The organism is Enterobacter soli ATCC BAA-2102 (genome assembly GCF_001654845.1).
In the GTDB taxonomy this organism is placed as follows: domain Bacteria; phylum Pseudomonadota; class Gammaproteobacteria; order Enterobacterales; family Enterobacteriaceae; genus Enterobacter; species Enterobacter soli.
The window spans coordinates 40688-59384 of sequence record NZ_LXES01000030.1; the positions used below are offsets into that span (position 1 = coordinate 40688).

The following is an 18697-nucleotide window of genomic DNA, read 5'->3' on the forward strand; positions in this document are numbered from 1 at the left end:
TGTGTGAAGCACAGTTACACAACCTGATTACCTGGCGGACACTAAACTAAGAGAGAGCTCTATGAATCCTGAGCGTTCTGAACGCATTGAAATCCCCGTATTGCCGTTGCGCGATGTGGTGGTTTATCCGCACATGGTCATACCCTTATTTGTAGGGCGGGAAAAATCTATCCGTTGCCTTGAAGCCGCCATGGATCATGATAAAAAAATCATGTTGGTTGCGCAGAAAGAAGCTTCAACGGATGAGCCGGGTGTAAACGATCTTTTCACCGTCGGGACCGTGGCCTCTATTTTACAAATGCTGAAACTGCCAGACGGCACCGTCAAAGTGCTGGTCGAAGGTTTGCAGCGTGCGCGTATTACCACTCTGTCTGACAATGGCGAACACTTCTCTGCAAAAGCAGAGTACCTCGATTCGCCACAGCTTGATGAACGTGAGCAGGAAGTGCTGGTGCGCACGGCCATTAGCCAGTTTGAAGGCTATATCAAGCTGAACAAGAAAATCCCACCAGAAGTGCTGACGTCGCTGAACAGCATTGACGATCCTGCACGTCTGGCGGATACCATCGCTGCTCACATGCCGCTGAAACTGGCAGATAAACAGTCTGTGCTGGAGATGTCCGACGTGAATGAACGTCTGGAATATCTGATGGCAATGATGGAATCCGAAATCGATCTGCTCCAGGTTGAGAAACGCATTCGCAACCGCGTGAAAAAGCAGATGGAGAAATCCCAGCGCGAGTACTATCTGAACGAGCAAATGAAGGCGATTCAGAAAGAGCTCGGCGAAATGGACGACGCTCCGGACGAAAACGAAGCGCTGAAGCGTAAGATCGACGCGGCAAAAATGCCGAAAGAGGCGAAAGAAAAAGCCGAAGCAGAACTGCAAAAGCTGAAAATGATGTCTCCGATGTCGGCTGAAGCGACCGTTGTTCGCGGCTACATTGAGTGGATGGTTCAGGTTCCGTGGAATGCCCGCAGCAAGGTCAAAAAAGACCTGCGTCAGGCTCAGGAAATCCTCGATACCGACCACTACGGCCTTGAGCGCGTCAAAGACCGTATCCTTGAGTATCTCGCGGTGCAGAGCCGTGTGAATAAGCTGAAGGGCCCAATCCTGTGCCTGGTCGGGCCTCCAGGGGTAGGTAAAACCTCTCTGGGTCAGTCTATTGCCAAAGCGACCGGGCGTAAGTACATCCGTATGGCACTTGGCGGCGTGCGTGATGAAGCTGAAATCCGCGGCCACCGTCGTACTTACATCGGTTCAATGCCGGGCAAACTGATTCAGAAGATGGCGAAAGTGGGGGTTAAAAACCCGCTGTTCCTGCTCGATGAAATCGACAAAATGTCGTCTGACATGCGTGGCGATCCTGCATCAGCACTGCTTGAAGTGCTGGATCCAGAGCAGAACGTCGCATTCAGCGATCACTATCTGGAAGTTGACTACGATCTGAGCGATGTGATGTTCGTAGCGACCTCTAACTCCATGAACATTCCGGCTCCATTGCTGGATCGTATGGAAGTGATCCGTCTGTCCGGTTACACCGAAGACGAAAAACTGAACATCGCCAAACGCCATCTGCTGTCTAAGCAGATTGAGCGTAACGCACTGAAAGATAGCGAGATCACGGTTGACGATAGTGCCATTATCAGCATTATTCGTTACTACACGCGTGAAGCGGGTGTCCGTAGTCTTGAGCGTGAAATCTCTAAACTGTGCCGTAAGGCGGTTAAACAGCTGCTGCTGGATAAGACCCTGAAGCACATCGAGATTAACGGCGACAACCTGCACGAATATCTGGGTGTTCAGCGTTTCGACTACGGTCGTGCGGACAGCGAGAACCGTGTAGGTCAGGTTACCGGTCTGGCATGGACGGAAGTGGGCGGCGATCTGCTGACCATCGAAACCGCCTGTGTTCCGGGCAAAGGTAAGCTGACGTACACCGGCTCCCTGGGTGAAGTGATGCAGGAGTCCATTCAGGCTGCGCTGACTGTGGTGCGCGCGCGCGCGGAAAAACTGGGTATCAACCCGGATTTCTACGAAAAACGCGATATCCACGTCCACGTACCTGAAGGTGCAACACCGAAAGATGGCCCAAGCGCCGGTATTGCCATGTGCACGGCATTGGTTTCGTGTCTGACCGGGAACCCGGTGCGTGCCGATGTGGCGATGACGGGCGAAATCACGCTGCGTGGTCAGGTTCTGCCAATTGGCGGTCTGAAAGAAAAACTTCTGGCTGCACACCGTGGTGGGATCAAAACCGTATTAATTCCGCACGAAAATAAGCGCGACCTGGAAGAGATTCCGGACAACGTTATTGCCGATTTGGACATCCATCCGGTGAAGCGTATTGAGGAAGTTCTGACTCTCGCATTGCAGAATGAACCCTCTGGAATGCAGGTTGTAACTGCAAAATAGTGACCTCGCGCAAAGAGCGTCAATAAAAACAAGGCTGGTAAGTCATTTCGGACTTGCCAGCCTTTTTTTGTATAGCTAATTTAGATTGCTGATTGGGCTAGCCATCAACAACGGGTGTTGTAAGGTCATGGCAGGCCTGATATAACTGCTGCGCGGTCGCGCTGTGAAGGATTCAGGTGCGATATAAATTATAAAGAGAGGAAGAGAACAGTGAATAAATCTCAACTGATTGACAAAATTGCTGCGGGTGCTGATATTTCTAAAGCTGCAGCTGGACGTGCGTTAGATGCTTTAATTGCTTCTGTTACTGAATCTCTGCAAGCTGGGGACGATGTTGCACTGGTAGGTTTCGGTACTTTTGCGGTTAAAGAGCGTGCTGCCCGTACTGGCCGTAACCCTCAGACCGGTAAAGAGATCACCATTGCTGCTGCTAAAGTGCCGGGCTTCCGTGCCGGTAAAGCGCTGAAAGACGCAGTAAACTGATTGCTTTCTTGTTTCAGGGAAGCTGAAAAGTACAAGGGCGCATCATTTGATGTGCCTTTTTTGTTTGTCCAGACCTGATTTGTTCGAGTTTATGCGAGTTGTGGGCTGACAATTGCCCCGGTTTCTTGTCACAATACGACTTTACGCGCGACGGTCAGGATTTTCCGTCAGCGTCAGGTAACCAGTCACCTACAGCGGAGTGTTGTTACACCATGATGGACAGCTTACGCACGGCTGCTAACAGTCTCGTGCTCAAGATTATTTTCGGTATCATTATCGTGTCGTTCATTTTGACCGGCGTGAGCAGTTACCTTATCGGCGCTGGCGCCAACTATGCCGCAAAAGTGAATGGCCAGGAAATCAGCCGTGGACAGTTCGAGAACGCTTTCGCGGGTGAACGTAACCGTATGCAGCAACAGCTGGGCGATCAGTTCTCAGAGCTGGCGGCAAATGAAGGTTACATGAAAACTCTGCGTCAGCAGACGCTGAACCGCCTGATTGACGAAGCGTTGCTTGACCAGTATGCCAGGAACCTGGGTCTGGGTATCAGCGACGAACAGGTGAAAAAAGCCATTTTATCTACCCAGGCATTTCAGTCTAACGGCAAATTCGATAACGCACGCTACAACAGCATCGTTAATCAGATGGGCATGACTGCTGACCAGTACGCCCAGGCGCTGCGCAATCAGCTGACAACTCAGCAGCTGATCAACGCCGTAGTGGGTACCGATTTTATGCTCAAAGGCGAAACTGACGAGCTGGCTGCACTGGTGTCTCAGCAGCGTGTTGTCCGTGAAGCAACGATTGATGTTGCTGCCCTGGCTGCGAAACAGCAGGTGAGCGATGACGAAGTTAACGCTTACTATGAGCAGAACAAGAACGCCTTCGTTGCGCCAGAACAATTCCGTGTAAGCTACATCAAACTGGATGCTGCTGCGTTGCAGGAAACGGCCTCTGACGCGGACATTCAGTCTTACTACGATCAGCATCAGGATCAGTTCACTCAGCCTCAGCGTAACCGTTACAGCGTGATTCAGACCAAAACTGAAGCTGATGCTAAAGCCGTGCTGGATGAGCTGAACAAAGGTGCTGATTTCGCGACAGTAGCCAAAGCAAAATCCACTGACATTATCTCCGCAAAAAATGGCGGTGATATGGGCTGGCTGGAAGACGCAACGACTCCGGATGAACTGAAAAACGCCGGCCTGAAAGAGAAAGGCCAGCTGTCTGGTGTTATCAAATCTTCCGTTGGCTTCCTGGTTGCACGTCTTGACGACATTGAAGCGGCGAAAACCAAACCACTGGCTGACGTTCGTGACGATATCGCCTCGAAAGTGAAACAGGAAAAAGCGCTGGATGCCTTCTATGCCTTGCAGCAGAAAGTGAGTGACGCTGCCAGCAATGACAACGAATCACTGGCGGGTGCAGAGCAGGCTGCCGGCGCGAAAGCGGTTGAGACGGGCTGGTTTGGTCACGACAACCTGCCGGAAGAGCTGAACTTTAAACCGGTTTCTGATGCCATCTTCAACGGTGGTCTGGTGGGCGAGAACGGCACACCGGGTAGCAACTCTGACATCATTACCGTAGACGGCGACCGTGCATTCGTTCTGCGTGTGACCGAGCACAAAGCAGAGGCGGTAAAACCGCTGGCAGAAGTGAAAGATCAGGTTGTCGCACAGGTTAAGCACAACAAAGCAGAGCAGCAGGCGAAACTGGATGCTGAGAAGATCCTTGCTGACCTGAAAGCAGGTAAAGATGATGCGCTGAAAGCGGCGGGTCTGAGCTTCGGTGAGGCGAAAACGCTGAGCCGCACGGGTCAGGATCCTGTCAGCCAGGCGGCATTTGGTCTTAGCCTGCCTGCGAAAGATAAGCCAAGTTTCGGCACAACCTCCGACATGCAGGGTAACATTGTTCTGCTGGCGCTGGATGAAGTGAAAGCAGGCACCATGCCAGAAGCGCAGAAGAAAGCGATGGTTCAGGGCATTACGCAAAACAATGCCCAGATCGCATTCGAAGCAATGATGAGCAACCTGCGTAAAGAAGCCAAAATCAAGCTGGGTGACATCATTACTCAGCAGCAATAATTACGTATCTGCTCGCAGATTTTCGTAACGTACTGCAATATCTAAAGGCCGCTTTCGCGGCCTTTTCCATTTTTGCAATCTGCTGTTTGTACCTGTTTTGCGGCGCGGCTATCGTGATGTGGCTGTCAACAAACAAGGAGATAACAGCATGAAACGTGGAATCAAAGCGCTCTTCATTACTCTGGCGCTTGCCAGTGGTGGGATTGTACAGGTGGCAAATGCTGCCACGGCAGTTGATAAAACACCGGCTGTGCAGACTAAAGCCGAGTCATCGGTAAATGGGCAGACGGCTTCTCCATCAAAAGCAGTGCCTGGCGCCAAAAGCGTAAATGATGACGGTACGCGAGTCAGTATCAACTCAGCGACTGCGGAAGATCTCGCCCGCGCAATGAACGGTGTCGGGCTGAAAAAAGCGCAGGCTATCGTCAGCTACCGTGAAGAGTATGGTCCTTTTAAAACCATCGACGATCTTAAGCAAGTTCCGGGCATGGGCAGTTCACTGGTTGAGCGCAATCTCTCACACCTGACGTTGTAATCACGCAATTACTTGCACAGCGGCAAAAATTTGCCAGGATAAAGAGGTCATACCAGTTATGACCTCTAATCCTATAACAACAGTAAAGGCTATTGCGCTATGCAGACAAAAATCAAAGTCCGCGGGTATCACCTCGATGTGTACCAGCATGTGAATAATGCCCGCTATCTCGAATTTCTTGAAGAGGCTCGCTGGGACGGGCTGGAAAACAGCGAAAGCTTTCAGTGGCTGACCGCGCATAACATCGCATTCGTGGTCGTCAACATTAATATCAACTACCGTCGTCCGGCTGTGCTGGGAGATGTCCTTACCGTCACCAGCCAGGTTCAGCAGCTAAACGGGAAAAGTGGTGTGTTAAGCCAGGTGGTAACACTTGATCCTGAAGGGCAGGTGGTTGCCGATGCGCTGATCACCTTTGTCTGTATTGATCTTAAAACCCAGAAAGCGCTGCCGCTGGAAGGTGAACTGCGTGAAAAACTGGAGTTGATGATCGTGTAGGAGATGTTCAGGAGTCACCCGTGCTGCCGGCGTAAAACTGTTCGACAGCACGGCGAAGTAACTTATTTCAGCCCGGTCTTTTTCTGCAAGGCTGCCATCACGCCAGCTTTATCAGCCAGATAATGGTTGAGCCCATTCGCACGCAGATTACAGGCCGCGCACTGGCCGCAACCGTCGCCCTTAATGCCGTTGTAGCAGGTGAGGGTTTCGCTGCGGACCATATCCAGTTTGCCCCAGTAGTCGGCCAGCGCCCAGGTCTCTGCTTTATCGAGCCACATCAGCGGCGTTTCAAAGCGGATATCTTTCGCCATCCCCAGATTTACCGCGTGATTGAGCGCTTTAACAAACTCATCGCGGCAGTCCGGGTAGCCGGAGAAGTCGGTTTCACAGACGCCGGTGATCACGGCTTCGGCTTTCACCTGATAGGCGTAAATCGCAGTCAGGGTCAGGAACAGGATGTTACGGCCTGGTACGAAGGTATTCGGAATGCCGCTGGCATCAGGTTCGTAGTCAGGAACAGGAATACTGTCGCGGGTGAGGCTACTGACGGCCAGTTCATTCAGCAGCGTAACGTCCAGTACCTTGTGCGCACGCGCGCCCAGTTTCAACGCCAGTTCGCGGGCAACGTCGATTTCAGCACGATGACGCTGGCCATAATCGAAAGTTACACAGTGAACTTCATCATACTGATGAAGGGCCTGAACCAGGCAGGTAGTGGAATCTTGTCCTCCGCTGAACACGACGACGGCACGTTTCATAAATTATCTCGACAGTGACGGTAAAGCGTCATGTTACCGCCTGACCACGACGGCGACCAGCTTCTTCACGATTTCGGTGCTGGCAACCAGGCCTGCGTGAAATCAAACCAGCCACGGGTATTCAGTTGGATACCGTTCACACCCGGAGGGGCGCTGATTTGATACTGGTAGTTGAACAAGGGCGTCAGCACTGCGCTCTCCATTAATCCAGTGAATATAGTTTTAAGACCGATATGCCGTGCTTGCTCATCGGCCTGGGTCTGAACCGCATCCAGTGTAGCCTGCAAATGGGCAAACTGAGGGGCGCTCAGCAGATGCGGCCAGAGCGCATCGCAGCGTAGCCACTGCTCAAGGGTATATTCCGGTGCTTCGCCGATTAATCTGTCACCCATCATGATGTCCGCATCTGCAAGCCTCAGACAGCCATCCCACGTTTTCGCGTCGTGGAATATCACCGTAAGGTCACATCCTTGCTGCGCAAGATATTGTTTTAACTGGCTCGCCATCGTGTGTAGCTCGACGGGCAGATGGTAAATCAGGGTCAGCGTTTTCGGCAGTTGAACATCCCTGAGCACCGGCCACTGCGGAATACTCCATCCGGGGAGCATTTCCTGCGTTGGGGTAATCAGCCCCTCGTTCAGCGGTAGCGTATGCAAGAGTTCAGTGAGGTGGATGATATTGATCAGCCGTCTTGCCTGCATTTCGTTTAATCGTGGGCTCTGTTTCAGGGTGAGATAGCAAAAGCCCAGGCTGGTGCTATTACTCACCAGACGCAGGCTGGCCAGTTCGTCGGGCTCCCCAATGGCGATTTGCACGGGATGACGGCAGCTTGTACCCAGCCCATAGTCAAAGAGTGTCGGTGTTATCCAGAACTCAATCGCTTTTAACAGGGGATGGCTCAGGTGATATTGCTCGTGACTCTCCAGGCGAACCAGATCGGGATCATACACGGTCAGACGGAACGGCCCGCTGCCCGTCATGGCCTGTTCAGGATGCGCCAGGCGGCTGCAATACGTCGCCAGCCGGTGCGCAAGCCAGTAATCCGGCTGATGCAAAATAAAGGTCAGGCACTGGGGATGCGTCACGTCGATGCGCGAGACACTCTGGAACAGTTTACGCAGGGCCGGTAAGGCCAGCAGTGCTGTCAGACTTTGCTGTAGCTGCACCGTTTCGACTTTATCGCCGTTGTGCCAGTGCAGCGTGGAGCGGATGTAAAAATCCCAGCGTAGCCCATCGGCTGATACCTCCCAGTGGTGAGCAAGATCGCCCGTGGGTTCGCTGCTGGTGCCGTTAAAACGCGTCAGCCCGGAGAACACTTGCCCTGCCAGGTGCTGCTCTGCTCGCCCGGGTAAAAAGCCCGGGACAAGTGGATCCAGGGAACGGTAATAGGGGATCCGCAGCGTCGGGGTGTCATTTTGCCAAAGCCCTCCCAGATAAGGGTGGAGCAGCGCGCGCAAATCTTCCGGCGCAAGCTGCGCCAGCTCCAGCGCGTTATGCTGGTGCCCGCTTTTGAGTGCCTCTTCCATCATCTCATTACGCAGCGATTCCGGCGTGACATGAAACGTGAGAGTGCCGCGCTTACCGCGCCCGGACTGGGCCTGCCAGCTTAACCAGCCAGCCTCCTGTGCCTGGCGCAAGAGTGTGCGCACATGCCGCTCACTGCAAAAACAGCGGCTGGCGAGCTCAGTAATGGTGACCTGCTGCGGCGCACCTGCTGAAGGTTGCCACAGGCGTTGATACTGGTTGAGGCGATTAAGCTGGCGCATGATAAACCCGGAACAATAATTTCCATCTATTCACTATTACTTCCGTATATCTCAGGCAATACTGATGCACAAGTTAAACGCATCACATTTTCGGGAGTAATCATGGCCAGGCTCGCTGCATTTGATATGGACGGCACTCTGTTAATGCCGGATCACCGTTTAGGCGATAAAACCCTGAATACCCTGAAGCGCCTGCATGAGCATGATATTACCCTGACTTTTGCCACGGGCCGCCATGTGCTGGAAATGCGCCATCTGCTCGGGGCTTTTTCGCTGGATGCGTTTCTGATAACCGGCAACGGGACGCGAATTCACTCCGTTGAAGGGGATGTATTGCATCGTCAGGATCTCAGCCCGGAAGTGGCGGATATTGTGCTGCACAGTACCTGGGATACCCAGGCCAGCGTGCATGTCTTTAATGACGAAGGGTGGTTTACCGGGCGAGAAATACCGGAAATGCTGCACGCACATGTCTATAGCGGTTTTAAATATCAGTTAATCGATCTCCGCCGTATTCCCGCGCACTCGGTGACGAAAATCTGTTTCTGCGGCGATCATGACGATCTGTGCCGTCTGCGCATTCAGCTTAATGAGGCATTAGGCGACCGTGCACATTTGACGTTCTCAGCGGTTGATTGCCTGGAGGTGCTGCCAGTGGGCTGCAATAAAGGTTCCGCGCTGGCGGTACTGAGCAACCATCTGGGCTTCACGATGCAGGATTGTATGGCGTTTGGCGACGCCATGAACGACCGCGAGATGCTGGGAAGCGTCGGCCGCGGTCTGATTATGGGGAATGCGATGCCGCAGCTTAAAGCGGAGCTACCTCATCTGCCCGTTATTGGACACTGCCGTAACGAAGCCGTGTCCCACTTTTTGACTCATTGGCTGGACAAAAACAACCTCCCATATTCCCCCGAATAGTGAGACCCTTCCAGCAAGCCAGACTTCGGTCTGGCTTTTTTTATTTCAGCAGCTGCGCGATTTGCGCCTTTCAGGGTTCAATATCACCGATATTCGCCTGCACCCACTCTGCGTTGTAATAGGTATCAAGATAACGCTCGCCGCTGTCGCACAGCAGCGTAACGATAGAGCCGGTGCGACCTTCATCGCGCATCCGCACGGCCAGTTGCAACGCGCCCCACATGTTTGTGCCCGTAGAGGCACCCACTTTGCGGCCGAGCTGTGTTTCCAGCCAGTGCGCTGTCGCAACGCTTGCTGCATCTGGTACGCGCAGCATTTCGTCGACGACATCAGGAATAAACGAGGGCTCAACGCGCGGGCGGCCAATACCTTCAATTTTACTTCCCACCGGGCTACGCAGTGCGGCATCGCGGGTTTGCCAGTAGTCGAGAAATACGGAGTTCTGCGGGTCAACCACCATCAACTGTGTGTCGTAACCCTGGCAGCGGATGTAGCGGCCAATGGTGGCCGACGTGCCGCCCGTGCCTGCGCTCATCACAATGTATGAAGGAACGGGATGAGGTTCGTGCGTCATCTGGCGGAAGATACTGTCCGCGATGTTGTTATTCCCGCGCCAGTCCGTTGCCCGCTCGGCAAAAGTGAACTGATCCATATAGTGACCATTCAGCTCGCGAGCCAGCATTTCAGAAGCGGCGTAAATTTCGCAGGCGCTTTCCACAAAGTGGCAACGCCCGCCGTAAAACTCAATTTGCTCAATTTTGCGTTTGGCCGTGCAGTAGGGCATGACGGCGATAAACGGCAGGCCTAACAGCCGGGCAAAATAGGCTTCGGATACCGCGGTGGAGCCTGATGACGATTCAATGATCGTGGTGCCTTCTTTAATCCAGCCGTTACACAGACCGTATAAGAATAGCGAGCGGGCCAGACGATGTTTCAGGCTACCGGTAGGATGAGTGCTTTCATCTTTCAGGTAGAGCTGAATGCCCGCAAATCCAGGCAGAGCGAGGCGGATTAAATGGGTATCTGCCGAGCGCTGATAGTCGGCATTTATTTCGCTGATGGCATGTTTGACCCAGGTGCTATTCATCGTATGTATCCGTTTGTCATTTTGTGCCCAGCATAGCGAAAAGCACAGAAAAAATTGTTGCTATCTGACCTTTAAAATAGAATGAAGGGAGAAAAATTTTCTCTGCGAGGTGGGTATGCTAGATAAAATTGACCGCAAGCTTCTTTCATTGTTGCAAAGCGACTGCACCCTCTCTTTGCAGGCGCTGGCAGATGCCGTTAATCTGACCACCACACCGTGCTGGAAGCGCCTCAAAAAGCTGGAAGATGACGGCATTTTGCTGGGGCGTGTTGCACTTTTAGATCCCGAAAAATTGGGGCTTGGACTGACCGCATTTGTCCTGATAAAAACGCAGCATCACAGCAGCGACTGGTATTGCCGCTTTGTCACTCAGGTCTCTGAAATGCCGGAGGTTCTCGGGTTCTGGCGCATGGCAGGGGAATATGACTATCTGATGCGCGTCCAGGTGGCCGATATGAAGCGTTACGATGATTTTTATAAGCGACTGGTCAACAGTGTACCGGGCTTGTCGGACGTCACATCGAGCTTTGCTATGGAACAAATAAAATACACCACAGCATTACCTATTGAATAACTTCGTAAAATACCTTCAGGAAAATACCGCGTGCGATTATTTGCCCAACTAAGCTGGTACTTTCGTCGGGAGTGGCAACGCTATCTCGGCGCAGTCTGCCTGCTTATTATCATTGCCATTCTGCAACTGATCCCGCCCAAAGTGGTGGGATATGTGGTGGATGGCGTCACCGAACAGCATTACACCACCGCACGGGTGTTGATGTGGATTGGCACGCTGGTGCTGACAGCGGTGATTGTCTACCTGCTGCGCTACGTCTGGCGCGTCCTGTTATTCGGGGCGTCTTATCAGCTCGCCGTTGAGCTGCGCGAAGACTTTTACCGCCAGCTGAGTCGCCAGCATCCCGAGTTTTACCTGCGTCACCGCACCGGGGATTTAATCGCCCGCGCCACCAACGACGTTGACCGCGTGGTGTTTGCCGCCGGGGAAGGGGTGTTAACCCTGGTGGACTCTCTGGTGATGGGGTGCGCGGTACTGATTGTGATGTCGACACAAATCAGCTGGCAGCTGACGCTGCTGGCCCTGCTGCCAATGCCGCTGATGGCGCTGGCGATCAATCGCTACGGCGAAAAGCTGCATGAGCGTTTCAAACTGGCGCAGGCGGCGTTTTCATCACTCAACGACCGCACCCAGGAGAGCATGACCAGTATCCGCATGATCAAAGCCTTTGGTCTGGAAGACAGACAGTCCGCGCTGTTTGCTGCCGATGCGGCGGATACCGGAGCGAAAAACATGCGGGTGGCGCGGATCGACGCGCGTTTTGACCCGACGATTTATATCGCTATCGGTATGGCGAACCTGCTGGCTATCGGCGGCGGTAGCTGGATGGTGGTACACGACATGATGACGCTTGGCCAGTTAACCAGTTTCGCGATGTATCTGGGGCTGATGATTTGGCCAATGCTGGCACTGGCCTGGATGTTTAACATTGTTGAGCGAGGCAGCGCTGCCTACAGCCGTATTCGTGCCATGCTGGCCGAAGCGCCAGTGGTTAACGACGGCAGTGAAACGGTGCCGGAAGGGCGCGGGATAATGAAAGCGGATATCGGTTCGTTTGCCTACCCGCAAACGGAACATCCGGTGCTTGAAAACGTCAATTTCACGCTGCAACCGGGCCAGATGTTGGGCGTTTGCGGCCCGACGGGTTCCGGCAAAAGCACTCTGCTTTCGCTTATCCAGCGTCACTTTGATGTGACTCAGGGCGATATTCGTTTCCACAATGTCCCGCTGACACGCCTGCTGCTGGACGACTGGCGCAGCCGCCTGGCAGTAGTCAGCCAGACGCCATTTTTATTCTCTGACACCGTCGCGAATAACATTGCTCTCGGCCACCCCACGGCGACGCAGGAAGAGATTGAACATGTCGCGCGTCTTGCCAGCGTTCATGACGATATTTTGCGTCTGCCGCAGGGTTATGACACCGAAGTGGGCGAACGTGGCGTAATGCTGTCCGGTGGGCAAAAACAGCGTATTTCGATTGCCCGCGCGCTGCTGCTGAACGCTGAAATCCTGATCCTGGATGATGCGCTTTCGGCGGTGGATGGCCGTACTGAACATCAGATCCTGCACAACCTGCGCCAGTGGGGCGAAGGGCGTACGGTGATCATTAGCGCGCACCGCTTGTCGGCGCTGACCGAAGCCAGTGAAATTCTGGTAATGCAACACGGGCACATCGCCCAGCGCGGGCAACACGACCAGCTGACAGAACAACCCGGTTGGTATCGCGATATGTATCGTTATCAGCAGCTTGAAGCTGCGCTGGATGATGCTCCGGAGCAGGATGAGGAGACCACCAATGCGTAAGCTGGGAACGATGTGGCCAACGTTAAAACGACTGCTTTCCTATGGTTCGCCGTGGCGCAAACCGCTGTCGATTGCCGTGCTTCTGTTGTGGATCGCGGCGATTGCTGAAGTGAGCGGCCCGCTGCTCATCAGTTATTTTATCGATAACATGGTGGCGAAACACTATCTGCCGCTGGGGCTGGTGGCGGGATTAGGCGTTGCCTACGTTGGGCTACAGCTGACGGCTGCCGGGCTGCACTATGCGCAGTCGTTGCTGTTTAACCGCGCGGCCGTCGGCGTCGTGCAGCAGTTACGCACGGACGTGATGGATGCGGCGCTGCGCCAGCCGCTGAGCGAATTCGATACTCAGCCTGTCGGGCAAGTTATCTCGCGGGTGACCAACGATACGGAAGTTATCCGGGATCTGTATGTCACCGTCGTGGCGACGGTATTACGCAGTGCGGCGTTGATTGGCGCAATGCTGGTGGCGATGTTTAGCCTCGACTGGCGCATGGCGCTGGTGGCGATCACCATCTTCCCGGCAGTGCTGATTGTGATGGTTATCTATCAACGCTACAGCACGCCGATTGTTCGTCGCGTGCGTGCGTATCTGGCCGATATCAATGATGGCTTCAACGAAGTGATCAACGGCATGAGCGTCATCCAGCAGTTCCGCCAGCAGGCACGTTTTGGCGAGCGAATGGGGGAGGCCAGTCGTTCACACTACATGGCGCGAATGCAGACGCTGCGCCTGGATGGTTTCCTGTTACGTCCTTTGCTGAGTCTTTTCTCTGCGCTGGTGCTCTGCGGCTTGCTGATGCTGTTTGGTCTGACGTCAGGCGGCACTATTGAAGTGGGCGTGTTGTATGCCTTTATTAGTTATCTTGGGCGTCTCAATGAACCGCTGATTGAGCTCACCACGCAGCAATCCATGCTGCAACAGGCCGTGGTTGCGGGAGAGCGCGTCTTTGAGCTTATGGACCGGCCGCGTCAGACCTACGGTGATGATGACCGTAGTCTGCAAAGCGGTGCTATTACCTTTGATAATGTCTCATTTGCTTATCGTGATGACCGGCTTGTCCTCCAGGACGTTAGCCTTGATGTGCCGTCACGCGGCTTTGTGGCGCTGGTGGGCCATACCGGTAGCGGTAAGAGCACCCTCGCCAGTTTGCTGATGGGTTACTACCCGCTGACAAAAGGGGAGATCCGCCTGGACGGGCGTCCACTGTCTTCCCTGAGCCACAATGTGCTGCGTAAAGGGGTGGCAATGGTGCAGCAAGACCCGGTGGTACTGGCGGATACCTTCTACGCCAACGTCACGCTGGGTAGGCCTTATACGCATGAGCAGGTCTGGGCGGTGCTGGAAACCGTGCAGCTGGCAGAGCTGGCACGCGGTCTGCCCGAGGGTATCGACACCCGACTGGGCGAGCAGGGGAACAATCTCTCGGTTGGGCAAAAACAGCTGCTGGCGCTGGCGCGGGTACTGATTGAAACGCCGCAAGTGCTCATTCTTGATGAGGCAACCGCCAGTATCGACTCCGGTACGGAGCAGGCTATCCAGCAGGCGCTGGCAGCCGTGCGCGATCATACAACGCTTGTCGTCATCGCCCACCGCCTGTCAACGATTGTTGATGCCGATACTATTCTGGTGCTGCATCGCGGCCAGGCCGTTGAGCGCGGGACGCATCGCCAGCTGTTAGAGGCGAAAGGGCGTTACTGGCAGATGTACCAGTTGCAGCTGGCGGGTGAAGAGCTGGCTGCCAGTGCGCGCGAAGAGGAGTCGCTCAGCGCCTGATGCACCAAAATCAGGCAAGGCGCTAACACTCACAACTGTTGGTGCAAAACTGAAACGCATCATGCACTGTCATGGTGCGTTTTTTTTCGCCACTCCATCACTGAATGCCCTGCCGTGCTCATTGCGCCGCTTTTTCCCCCTTTTTTCAATTCTGGCACACCCCTTGCAATATCTCCTGCGTGTTAGCTGCGGCCATTACCGAATTCTGACTGGAGGGGATTTATGAAGCTGGTTACGGTTGTAATCAAACCATTCAAACTTGAAGACGTTCGTGAAGCATTGTCTTCCATGGGTATTCAGGGACTGACTGTCACCGAAGTGAAAGGCTTTGGTCGTCAGAAAGGTCATGCCGAGCTTTATCGTGGGGCGGAATACAGCGTTAACTTCCTGCCTAAAGTGAAGATTGATGTCGCAATCGCTGACGATCAGCTTGATGAAGTGATTGATGTCATTAGCAAAGCGGCCTACACCGGCAAAATTGGCGACGGCAAAATTTTCGTTGCCGAGTTGCAGCGCGTGATTCGTATCCGTACGGGCGAATCCGACGAAGCGGCATTGTAAGTAACTCCTGGCACACAGTGATAGGGATCGAGAAAATGAAGATAGCAACAATCAAAACGGGTCTGGGTTCGCTGGCACTGCTGCCAGGCCTGGCAATGGCTGCCCCTGCGGTGGCAGACAAAGCCGATAACGCCTTTATGATGATCTGCACCGCGCTGGTGCTGTTCATGACTATCCCGGGCATTGCGCTGTTCTACGGCGGCCTGATCCGCGGTAAAAACGTCCTCTCCATGCTGACGCAGGTTGCCGTGACGTTCGCACTGGTGTGCGTGCTGTGGGTGGTCTACGGTTACTCGCTGGCCTTCGGCGAAGGCAATGCCTTCTTCGGCAACCTCAACTGGGCGATGCTGAAAAATATCGAACTGACCGCGCTGATGGGCAGCTTCTATCAGTACATCCACGTTGCCTTCCAGGGGTCGTTCGCCTGTATCACTGTGGGGCTGATTGTTGGTGCACTGGCTGAGCGTATTCGCTTCTCTGCGGTGCTGATCTTTGTGGTGGTCTGGTTGACGCTCTCCTACGTGCCGATTGCGCATATGGTGTGGGGCGGTGGTCTGCTGGCGACGCACGGTGCGCTGGACTTCGCGGGCGGTACTGTTGTGCACATTAACGCTGCGGTAGCAGGCCTGGTTGGTGCATACCTGATTGGCAAACGTGTGGGCTTTGGCAAAGAAGCCTTCAAACCACACAACCTGCCAATGGTGTTTACCGGTACGGCTATCCTCTACTTTGGCTGGTTCGGTTTCAACGCCGGTTCAGCAAGTGCTGCGAACGAAATCGCTGCGCTGGCCTTCGTGAATACCGTGATTGCAACGGCGGGCGCTATCCTCTCCTGGGTATTTGGCGAGTGGGCTGTTCGCGGTAAACCTTCTCTGCTGGGTGCATGTTCTGGTGCGATCGCCGGTCTGGTTGGTATCACCCCTGCGTGTGGCTATGTAGGTGTAGGCGGCGCGCTGCTTATCGGTCTGGTTGCGGGGCTGGCTGGCCTGTGGGGTGTGACTGCGCTGAAACGTGTTCTGCGCGTTGATGACCCTTGCGATGTGTTCGGCGTGCACGGCGTGTGCGGCATCATCGGTTGTATCATGACCGGTATCTTCGCGGCGAAATCACTGGGTGGAGTGGGTTACGCAGAAGGCGTCACCATGGTTCACCAGGTGCTGGTACAGCTGGAAAGTATCGCCATCACCGTTGTCTGGTCTGCCGTTGTGGCCTTTATCGGCTATAAACTGGCTGACATGACCGTCGGTCTGCGTGTTCCGGAAGAGCAGGAACGCGAAGGTCTGGACGTCAACAGCCACGGCGAGAATGCGTATAACGCCTGATAAACAGCAAAACGGCAACCTCAGGTTGCCGTTTTTTGTGTTTGTCCCCTCTCCTGGTGGGAGAGAATCAGGGTGAGGGCATCAGGCCGCACAAAATTACCCCCGATTACGCATTACCCCTTCCTGCACCGTCGATGCCACCAGAATGCCATCCTGAGTATAAAACTCGCCGCGTACAAACCCGCGAGCGCTGGATGCCGACGTACTTTCCACGCTGTAGAGTAACCAGTCATTCATATCGAACGGGCGGTGGAACCACATGGAGTGGTCTATCGTCGCAACCTGCATCCCTTTTTCCAGGAACCCAACGCCGTGTGGTTGTAGGGCAACCGGCAGGAAGTTGAAGTCTGATGCGTAACCCAGCAGATACTGATGGACGCGGAAATCCTCCGGCACAGTGCCGTTGGCGCGGATCCACACCTGACGCTTTGGCTCAGCAACATGGCCTTTCATCGGGTTATGGAATTCGACCGGGCGGATTTCCAGCGGCTTATCGCACAGGAATTTCTCTTTCACCTGCGGCGGCAGCAGGTGCGCCAGCGCACGCGCGATATCGGTTTCTGATTTAAGCTCCTCCGGCGATGGGGATGGCGGCATCACTTTCTGATGCTCATAACCCGGTTCCGGCGCCTGGAAAGAGGCCGTCATATAAAAGATAGGTTTGCCATTCTGAATGGCGGCCACGCGTCGGGCACTAAAACTGTTGCCGTCACGCAGCACTTCAACGTCATAAACAATCGGTTTGGCGCTGTCGCCAGGGCGTAAGAAGTAGCTGTGGAAAGAGTGCACCAGACGGTCTGCCGGGACGGTCTCTTTAGCGGCATATAATGCCTGTCCAACGACTTGTCCGCCGAAGACCTGGCGTAAGCCCAAATCTTCGCTCTGTCCGCGAAAGAGTCCTTCCTCAATTTTTTCCAGGTTCAGTAATGTCAGCAGATTGTTCAGTGCCTGACTCATAGTTGTCCTCAATAAAACGCCGTGGCGAAAGATAAGCAGAGTATAACGCAGATTTGAAAGTGGTCCGATGGGTAGAATAATCTGAATATCGGGCTGAAATCAGGCATTAATCAGTGATTTGTGCCACACTTGTTACGTTATCTAAATGTTAACGACATCGGGTGGGATCGATCCCGCTGGTGCATTGATGATAAGGAGACTTCAATGAAACTCGTGCACATAGTAAGTGGTTTAGCGGTAGCGGTGGCATTGACGGCCTGCGCAGGTAAGCACGCCAATACCCAGGCGCCAGCGCCGGATCCAAATACTGTTGACACGCTTTCGCAGCAGACCTCTCAGCAGCCTAACGTTTCTGGTACGGTATGGATCCGTCAGAAAGTGGCTTTACCGCCAGACGCTGTGTTAACGGTCACCCTGTCGGATGCCTCCCTGGCTGATGCACCTGCCAAAGTGTTGTCGCAAAGAGCGGTGCGTACCATCGGTAAACAGGCTCCGTTCAGCTTTGTGTTGCCGTACAACCCGGCTGAAATCCAGCCTAATGCGCGTATATTGCTGAGTGCAGCAGTCACCGTTAACGGTAAACTGATGTTTATCACTGATACGGTTCAGGAAGTGATTAACCACGGTGGGACAAAAGCCGATCTGAATCTGGTTGCAGTACAGCAGACAGAAGTTCCTGTTTCAGCGCAGCCGCCAGTTGCCGCTGAGCCACCTGCCTCAATCCAGCAGTAATGACCTATGCCCTCTTCCCGGTGAAGAGGGCAGTTTTCTAGTACACCCAACGATATTTCTGTAAATCGATTTTCCCGCCCCCCGACACCTGTACGCCTTCAGAGAGCAATGCCTGACGCTGGCGCTGTAAATCCGGGCCTGTCAGTGAGATGGTCCCGTGACGATTAACCACCCGATGCCAGGGGAGGGTGCTGCCTTCCGGTAACCGTTTCAATACGCCTCCGACCTGACGTGCCGCGCGGGGTGAGCCTGCCAGTCGGGCGACATCTCCGTAAGTGGTTACGTAGCCTTCGGGAATTGAGGCGACAATCTGCCAGACTCTGACAGGGAATGAGTCAGGTAACGGTTCGGGAATCGAATCGAAAGCGTCCATTGTGTTTACCAGACAAGAAAAACCACAGGATAAGCGACCTCTGGTAGATTGTG

At 54.0% G+C, this 18697-nt stretch carries 17 protein-coding genes; 12 read left to right on the top strand and 5 right to left on the bottom strand.

Annotated elements, in window-relative coordinates; genetic code table 11:
• Nucleotides 1-61: 61 nt before the first annotated feature.
• From lon to M987_RS10675, 5 genes are all read left to right on the top strand, one after another.
• Nucleotides 62-2416 carry an endopeptidase La gene (gene lon / locus M987_RS10655; RefSeq protein WP_014069127.1) on the top strand — a complete coding sequence of 785 codons (2355 nt, stop codon included), beginning with the start codon at nucleotides 62-64 and terminating at the stop codon, nucleotides 2414-2416.
• Between the two features lie 210 nt (nucleotides 2417-2626).
• Nucleotides 2627-2899 (top strand): nucleoid-associated protein HU-beta, encoded by a 273-nt coding sequence (gene hupB, locus M987_RS10660; RefSeq protein ID WP_002444653.1) that lies wholly within the window; start codon nucleotides 2627-2629, stop codon nucleotides 2897-2899.
• A 212-nt stretch (nucleotides 2900-3111) separates the two neighbouring features.
• Entirely contained in the window at nucleotides 3112-4983 is a 1872-nt protein-coding gene (ppiD, locus tag M987_RS10665) for a peptidylprolyl isomerase (RefSeq protein ID WP_014069128.1), read from the top strand.
• 148 nt (nucleotides 4984-5131) lie between these two features.
• Entirely contained in the window at nucleotides 5132-5518 is a 387-nt protein-coding gene (locus tag M987_RS10670; protein ID WP_014069129.1) for a helix-hairpin-helix domain-containing protein, read from the top strand.
• A gap of 99 nt (nucleotides 5519-5617) precedes the next feature.
• Nucleotides 5618-6016 (top strand): YbgC/FadM family acyl-CoA thioesterase, encoded by a 399-nt coding sequence (locus M987_RS10675; protein WP_014069130.1) that lies wholly within the window; start codon nucleotides 5618-5620, stop codon nucleotides 6014-6016.
• A 62-nt stretch (nucleotides 6017-6078) separates the two neighbouring features.
• Here the strand turns inward: M987_RS10675 and queC are convergent, their stop codons facing one another.
• Nucleotides 6079-6774: a 7-cyano-7-deazaguanine synthase QueC gene (queC, locus tag M987_RS10680; protein WP_014069131.1), complete on the bottom strand. Its 696-nt coding sequence runs from the start codon at nucleotides 6772-6774 to the stop codon at nucleotides 6079-6081.
• A gap of 65 nt (nucleotides 6775-6839) precedes the next feature.
• Nucleotides 6840-8540, bottom strand: a complete 1701-nt coding sequence (locus tag M987_RS10685) for an SgrR family transcriptional regulator (protein ID WP_014069132.1) — start codon at nucleotides 8538-8540, stop codon at nucleotides 6840-6842.
• Between the two features lie 102 nt (nucleotides 8541-8642).
• Between M987_RS10685 and cof the strand changes: the two genes are divergently transcribed.
• Nucleotides 8643-9461: an HMP-PP phosphatase gene (cof, locus tag M987_RS10690; RefSeq protein ID WP_014069133.1), complete on the top strand. Its 819-nt coding sequence runs from the start codon at nucleotides 8643-8645 to the stop codon at nucleotides 9459-9461.
• Between the two features lie 70 nt (nucleotides 9462-9531).
• Here the strand turns inward: cof and M987_RS10695 are convergent, their stop codons facing one another.
• Entirely contained in the window at nucleotides 9532-10548 is a 1017-nt protein-coding gene (locus M987_RS10695; protein WP_014069134.1) for a PLP-dependent cysteine synthase family protein, read from the bottom strand.
• 115 nt (nucleotides 10549-10663) lie between these two features.
• Here M987_RS10695 and M987_RS10700 point away from each other — a divergent pair, with 115 nt between their 5' ends.
• The 5 genes from M987_RS10700 (at nucleotide 10664) to amtB (ending at nucleotide 16582) form a co-directional block, all read left to right on the top strand.
• On the top strand, nucleotides 10664-11122 hold the full coding sequence (locus M987_RS10700; protein ID WP_014069135.1) for an Lrp/AsnC family transcriptional regulator: 459 nt from the start codon (nucleotides 10664-10666) through the stop codon (nucleotides 11120-11122).
• A 30-nt stretch (nucleotides 11123-11152) separates the two neighbouring features.
• The gene (locus tag M987_RS10705) at nucleotides 11153-12925 is read left to right on the top strand and encodes a SmdA family multidrug ABC transporter permease/ATP-binding protein (protein WP_014069136.1); all 1773 of its coding nucleotides are present in this window, start codon (nucleotides 11153-11155) and stop codon (nucleotides 12923-12925) included.
• Nucleotides 12918-14699: a SmdB family multidrug efflux ABC transporter permease/ATP-binding protein gene (locus M987_RS10710; protein ID WP_014069137.1), complete on the top strand. Its 1782-nt coding sequence runs from the start codon at nucleotides 12918-12920 to the stop codon at nucleotides 14697-14699. Before M987_RS10705 ends, M987_RS10710 begins: the two co-directional genes overlap by 8 nt.
• A gap of 222 nt (nucleotides 14700-14921) precedes the next feature.
• On the top strand, nucleotides 14922-15260 hold the full coding sequence (gene glnK / locus M987_RS10715) for a P-II family nitrogen regulator (protein ID WP_008503304.1): 339 nt from the start codon (nucleotides 14922-14924) through the stop codon (nucleotides 15258-15260).
• Between the two features lie 35 nt (nucleotides 15261-15295).
• Nucleotides 15296-16582, top strand: a complete 1287-nt coding sequence (gene amtB, locus M987_RS10720; RefSeq protein ID WP_014069138.1) for an ammonium transporter AmtB — start codon at nucleotides 15296-15298, stop codon at nucleotides 16580-16582.
• 96 nt (nucleotides 16583-16678) lie between these two features.
• On the opposite strand, the gene tesB is transcribed toward amtB, so the two are convergent.
• The gene (gene tesB, locus M987_RS10725) at nucleotides 16679-17539 is read right to left on the bottom strand and encodes an acyl-CoA thioesterase II (RefSeq protein WP_014069139.1); all 861 of its coding nucleotides are present in this window, start codon (nucleotides 17537-17539) and stop codon (nucleotides 16679-16681) included.
• A gap of 204 nt (nucleotides 17540-17743) precedes the next feature.
• Here tesB and M987_RS10730 point away from each other — a divergent pair, with 204 nt between their 5' ends.
• Nucleotides 17744-18271, top strand: a complete 528-nt coding sequence (locus M987_RS10730; protein WP_014069140.1) for a YbaY family lipoprotein — start codon at nucleotides 17744-17746, stop codon at nucleotides 18269-18271.
• Nucleotides 18272-18308: 37 nt separating this feature from the next.
• Here M987_RS10730 and M987_RS10735 read toward each other — a convergent pair whose 3' ends face one another.
• Nucleotides 18309-18644 carry an MGMT family protein gene (locus M987_RS10735; RefSeq protein WP_014069141.1) on the bottom strand — a complete coding sequence of 112 codons (336 nt, stop codon included), beginning with the start codon at nucleotides 18642-18644 and terminating at the stop codon, nucleotides 18309-18311.
• Nucleotides 18645-18697 lie beyond the last annotated feature (53 nt).

Coding starts and splice junctions, on each gene's coding strand:
- lon (WP_014069127.1), top strand. CDS start 62: ATGAATCCTGAGCGTTCTGAACGCATTGAAATCCCCGTATTGCCGTTG.
- ppiD (WP_014069128.1), top strand. CDS start 3,112: ATGATGGACAGCTTACGCACGGCTGCTAACAGTCTCGTGCTCAAGATT.
- M987_RS10670 (WP_014069129.1), top strand. CDS start 5,132: ATGAAACGTGGAATCAAAGCGCTCTTCATTACTCTGGCGCTTGCCAGT.
- M987_RS10675 (WP_014069130.1), top strand. CDS start 5,618: ATGCAGACAAAAATCAAAGTCCGCGGGTATCACCTCGATGTGTACCAG.
- queC (WP_014069131.1), bottom strand. CDS start 6,774: ATGAAACGTGCCGTCGTCGTGTTCAGCGGAGGACAAGATTCCACTACC.
- M987_RS10685 (WP_014069132.1), bottom strand. CDS start 8,540: ATGCGCCAGCTTAATCGCCTCAACCAGTATCAACGCCTGTGGCAACCT.
- cof (WP_014069133.1), top strand. CDS start 8,643: ATGGCCAGGCTCGCTGCATTTGATATGGACGGCACTCTGTTAATGCCG.
- M987_RS10695 (WP_014069134.1), bottom strand. CDS start 10,548: ATGAATAGCACCTGGGTCAAACATGCCATCAGCGAAATAAATGCCGAC.
- M987_RS10700 (WP_014069135.1), top strand. CDS start 10,664: ATGCTAGATAAAATTGACCGCAAGCTTCTTTCATTGTTGCAAAGCGAC.
- M987_RS10710 (WP_014069137.1), top strand. CDS start 12,918: ATGCGTAAGCTGGGAACGATGTGGCCAACGTTAAAACGACTGCTTTCC.
- glnK (WP_008503304.1), top strand. CDS start 14,922: ATGAAGCTGGTTACGGTTGTAATCAAACCATTCAAACTTGAAGACGTT.
- amtB (WP_014069138.1), top strand. CDS start 15,296: ATGAAGATAGCAACAATCAAAACGGGTCTGGGTTCGCTGGCACTGCTG.
- tesB (WP_014069139.1), bottom strand. CDS start 17,539: ATGAGTCAGGCACTGAACAATCTGCTGACATTACTGAACCTGGAAAAA.
- M987_RS10730 (WP_014069140.1), top strand. CDS start 17,744: ATGAAACTCGTGCACATAGTAAGTGGTTTAGCGGTAGCGGTGGCATTG.
- M987_RS10735 (WP_014069141.1), bottom strand. CDS start 18,644: ATGGACGCTTTCGATTCGATTCCCGAACCGTTACCTGACTCATTCCCT.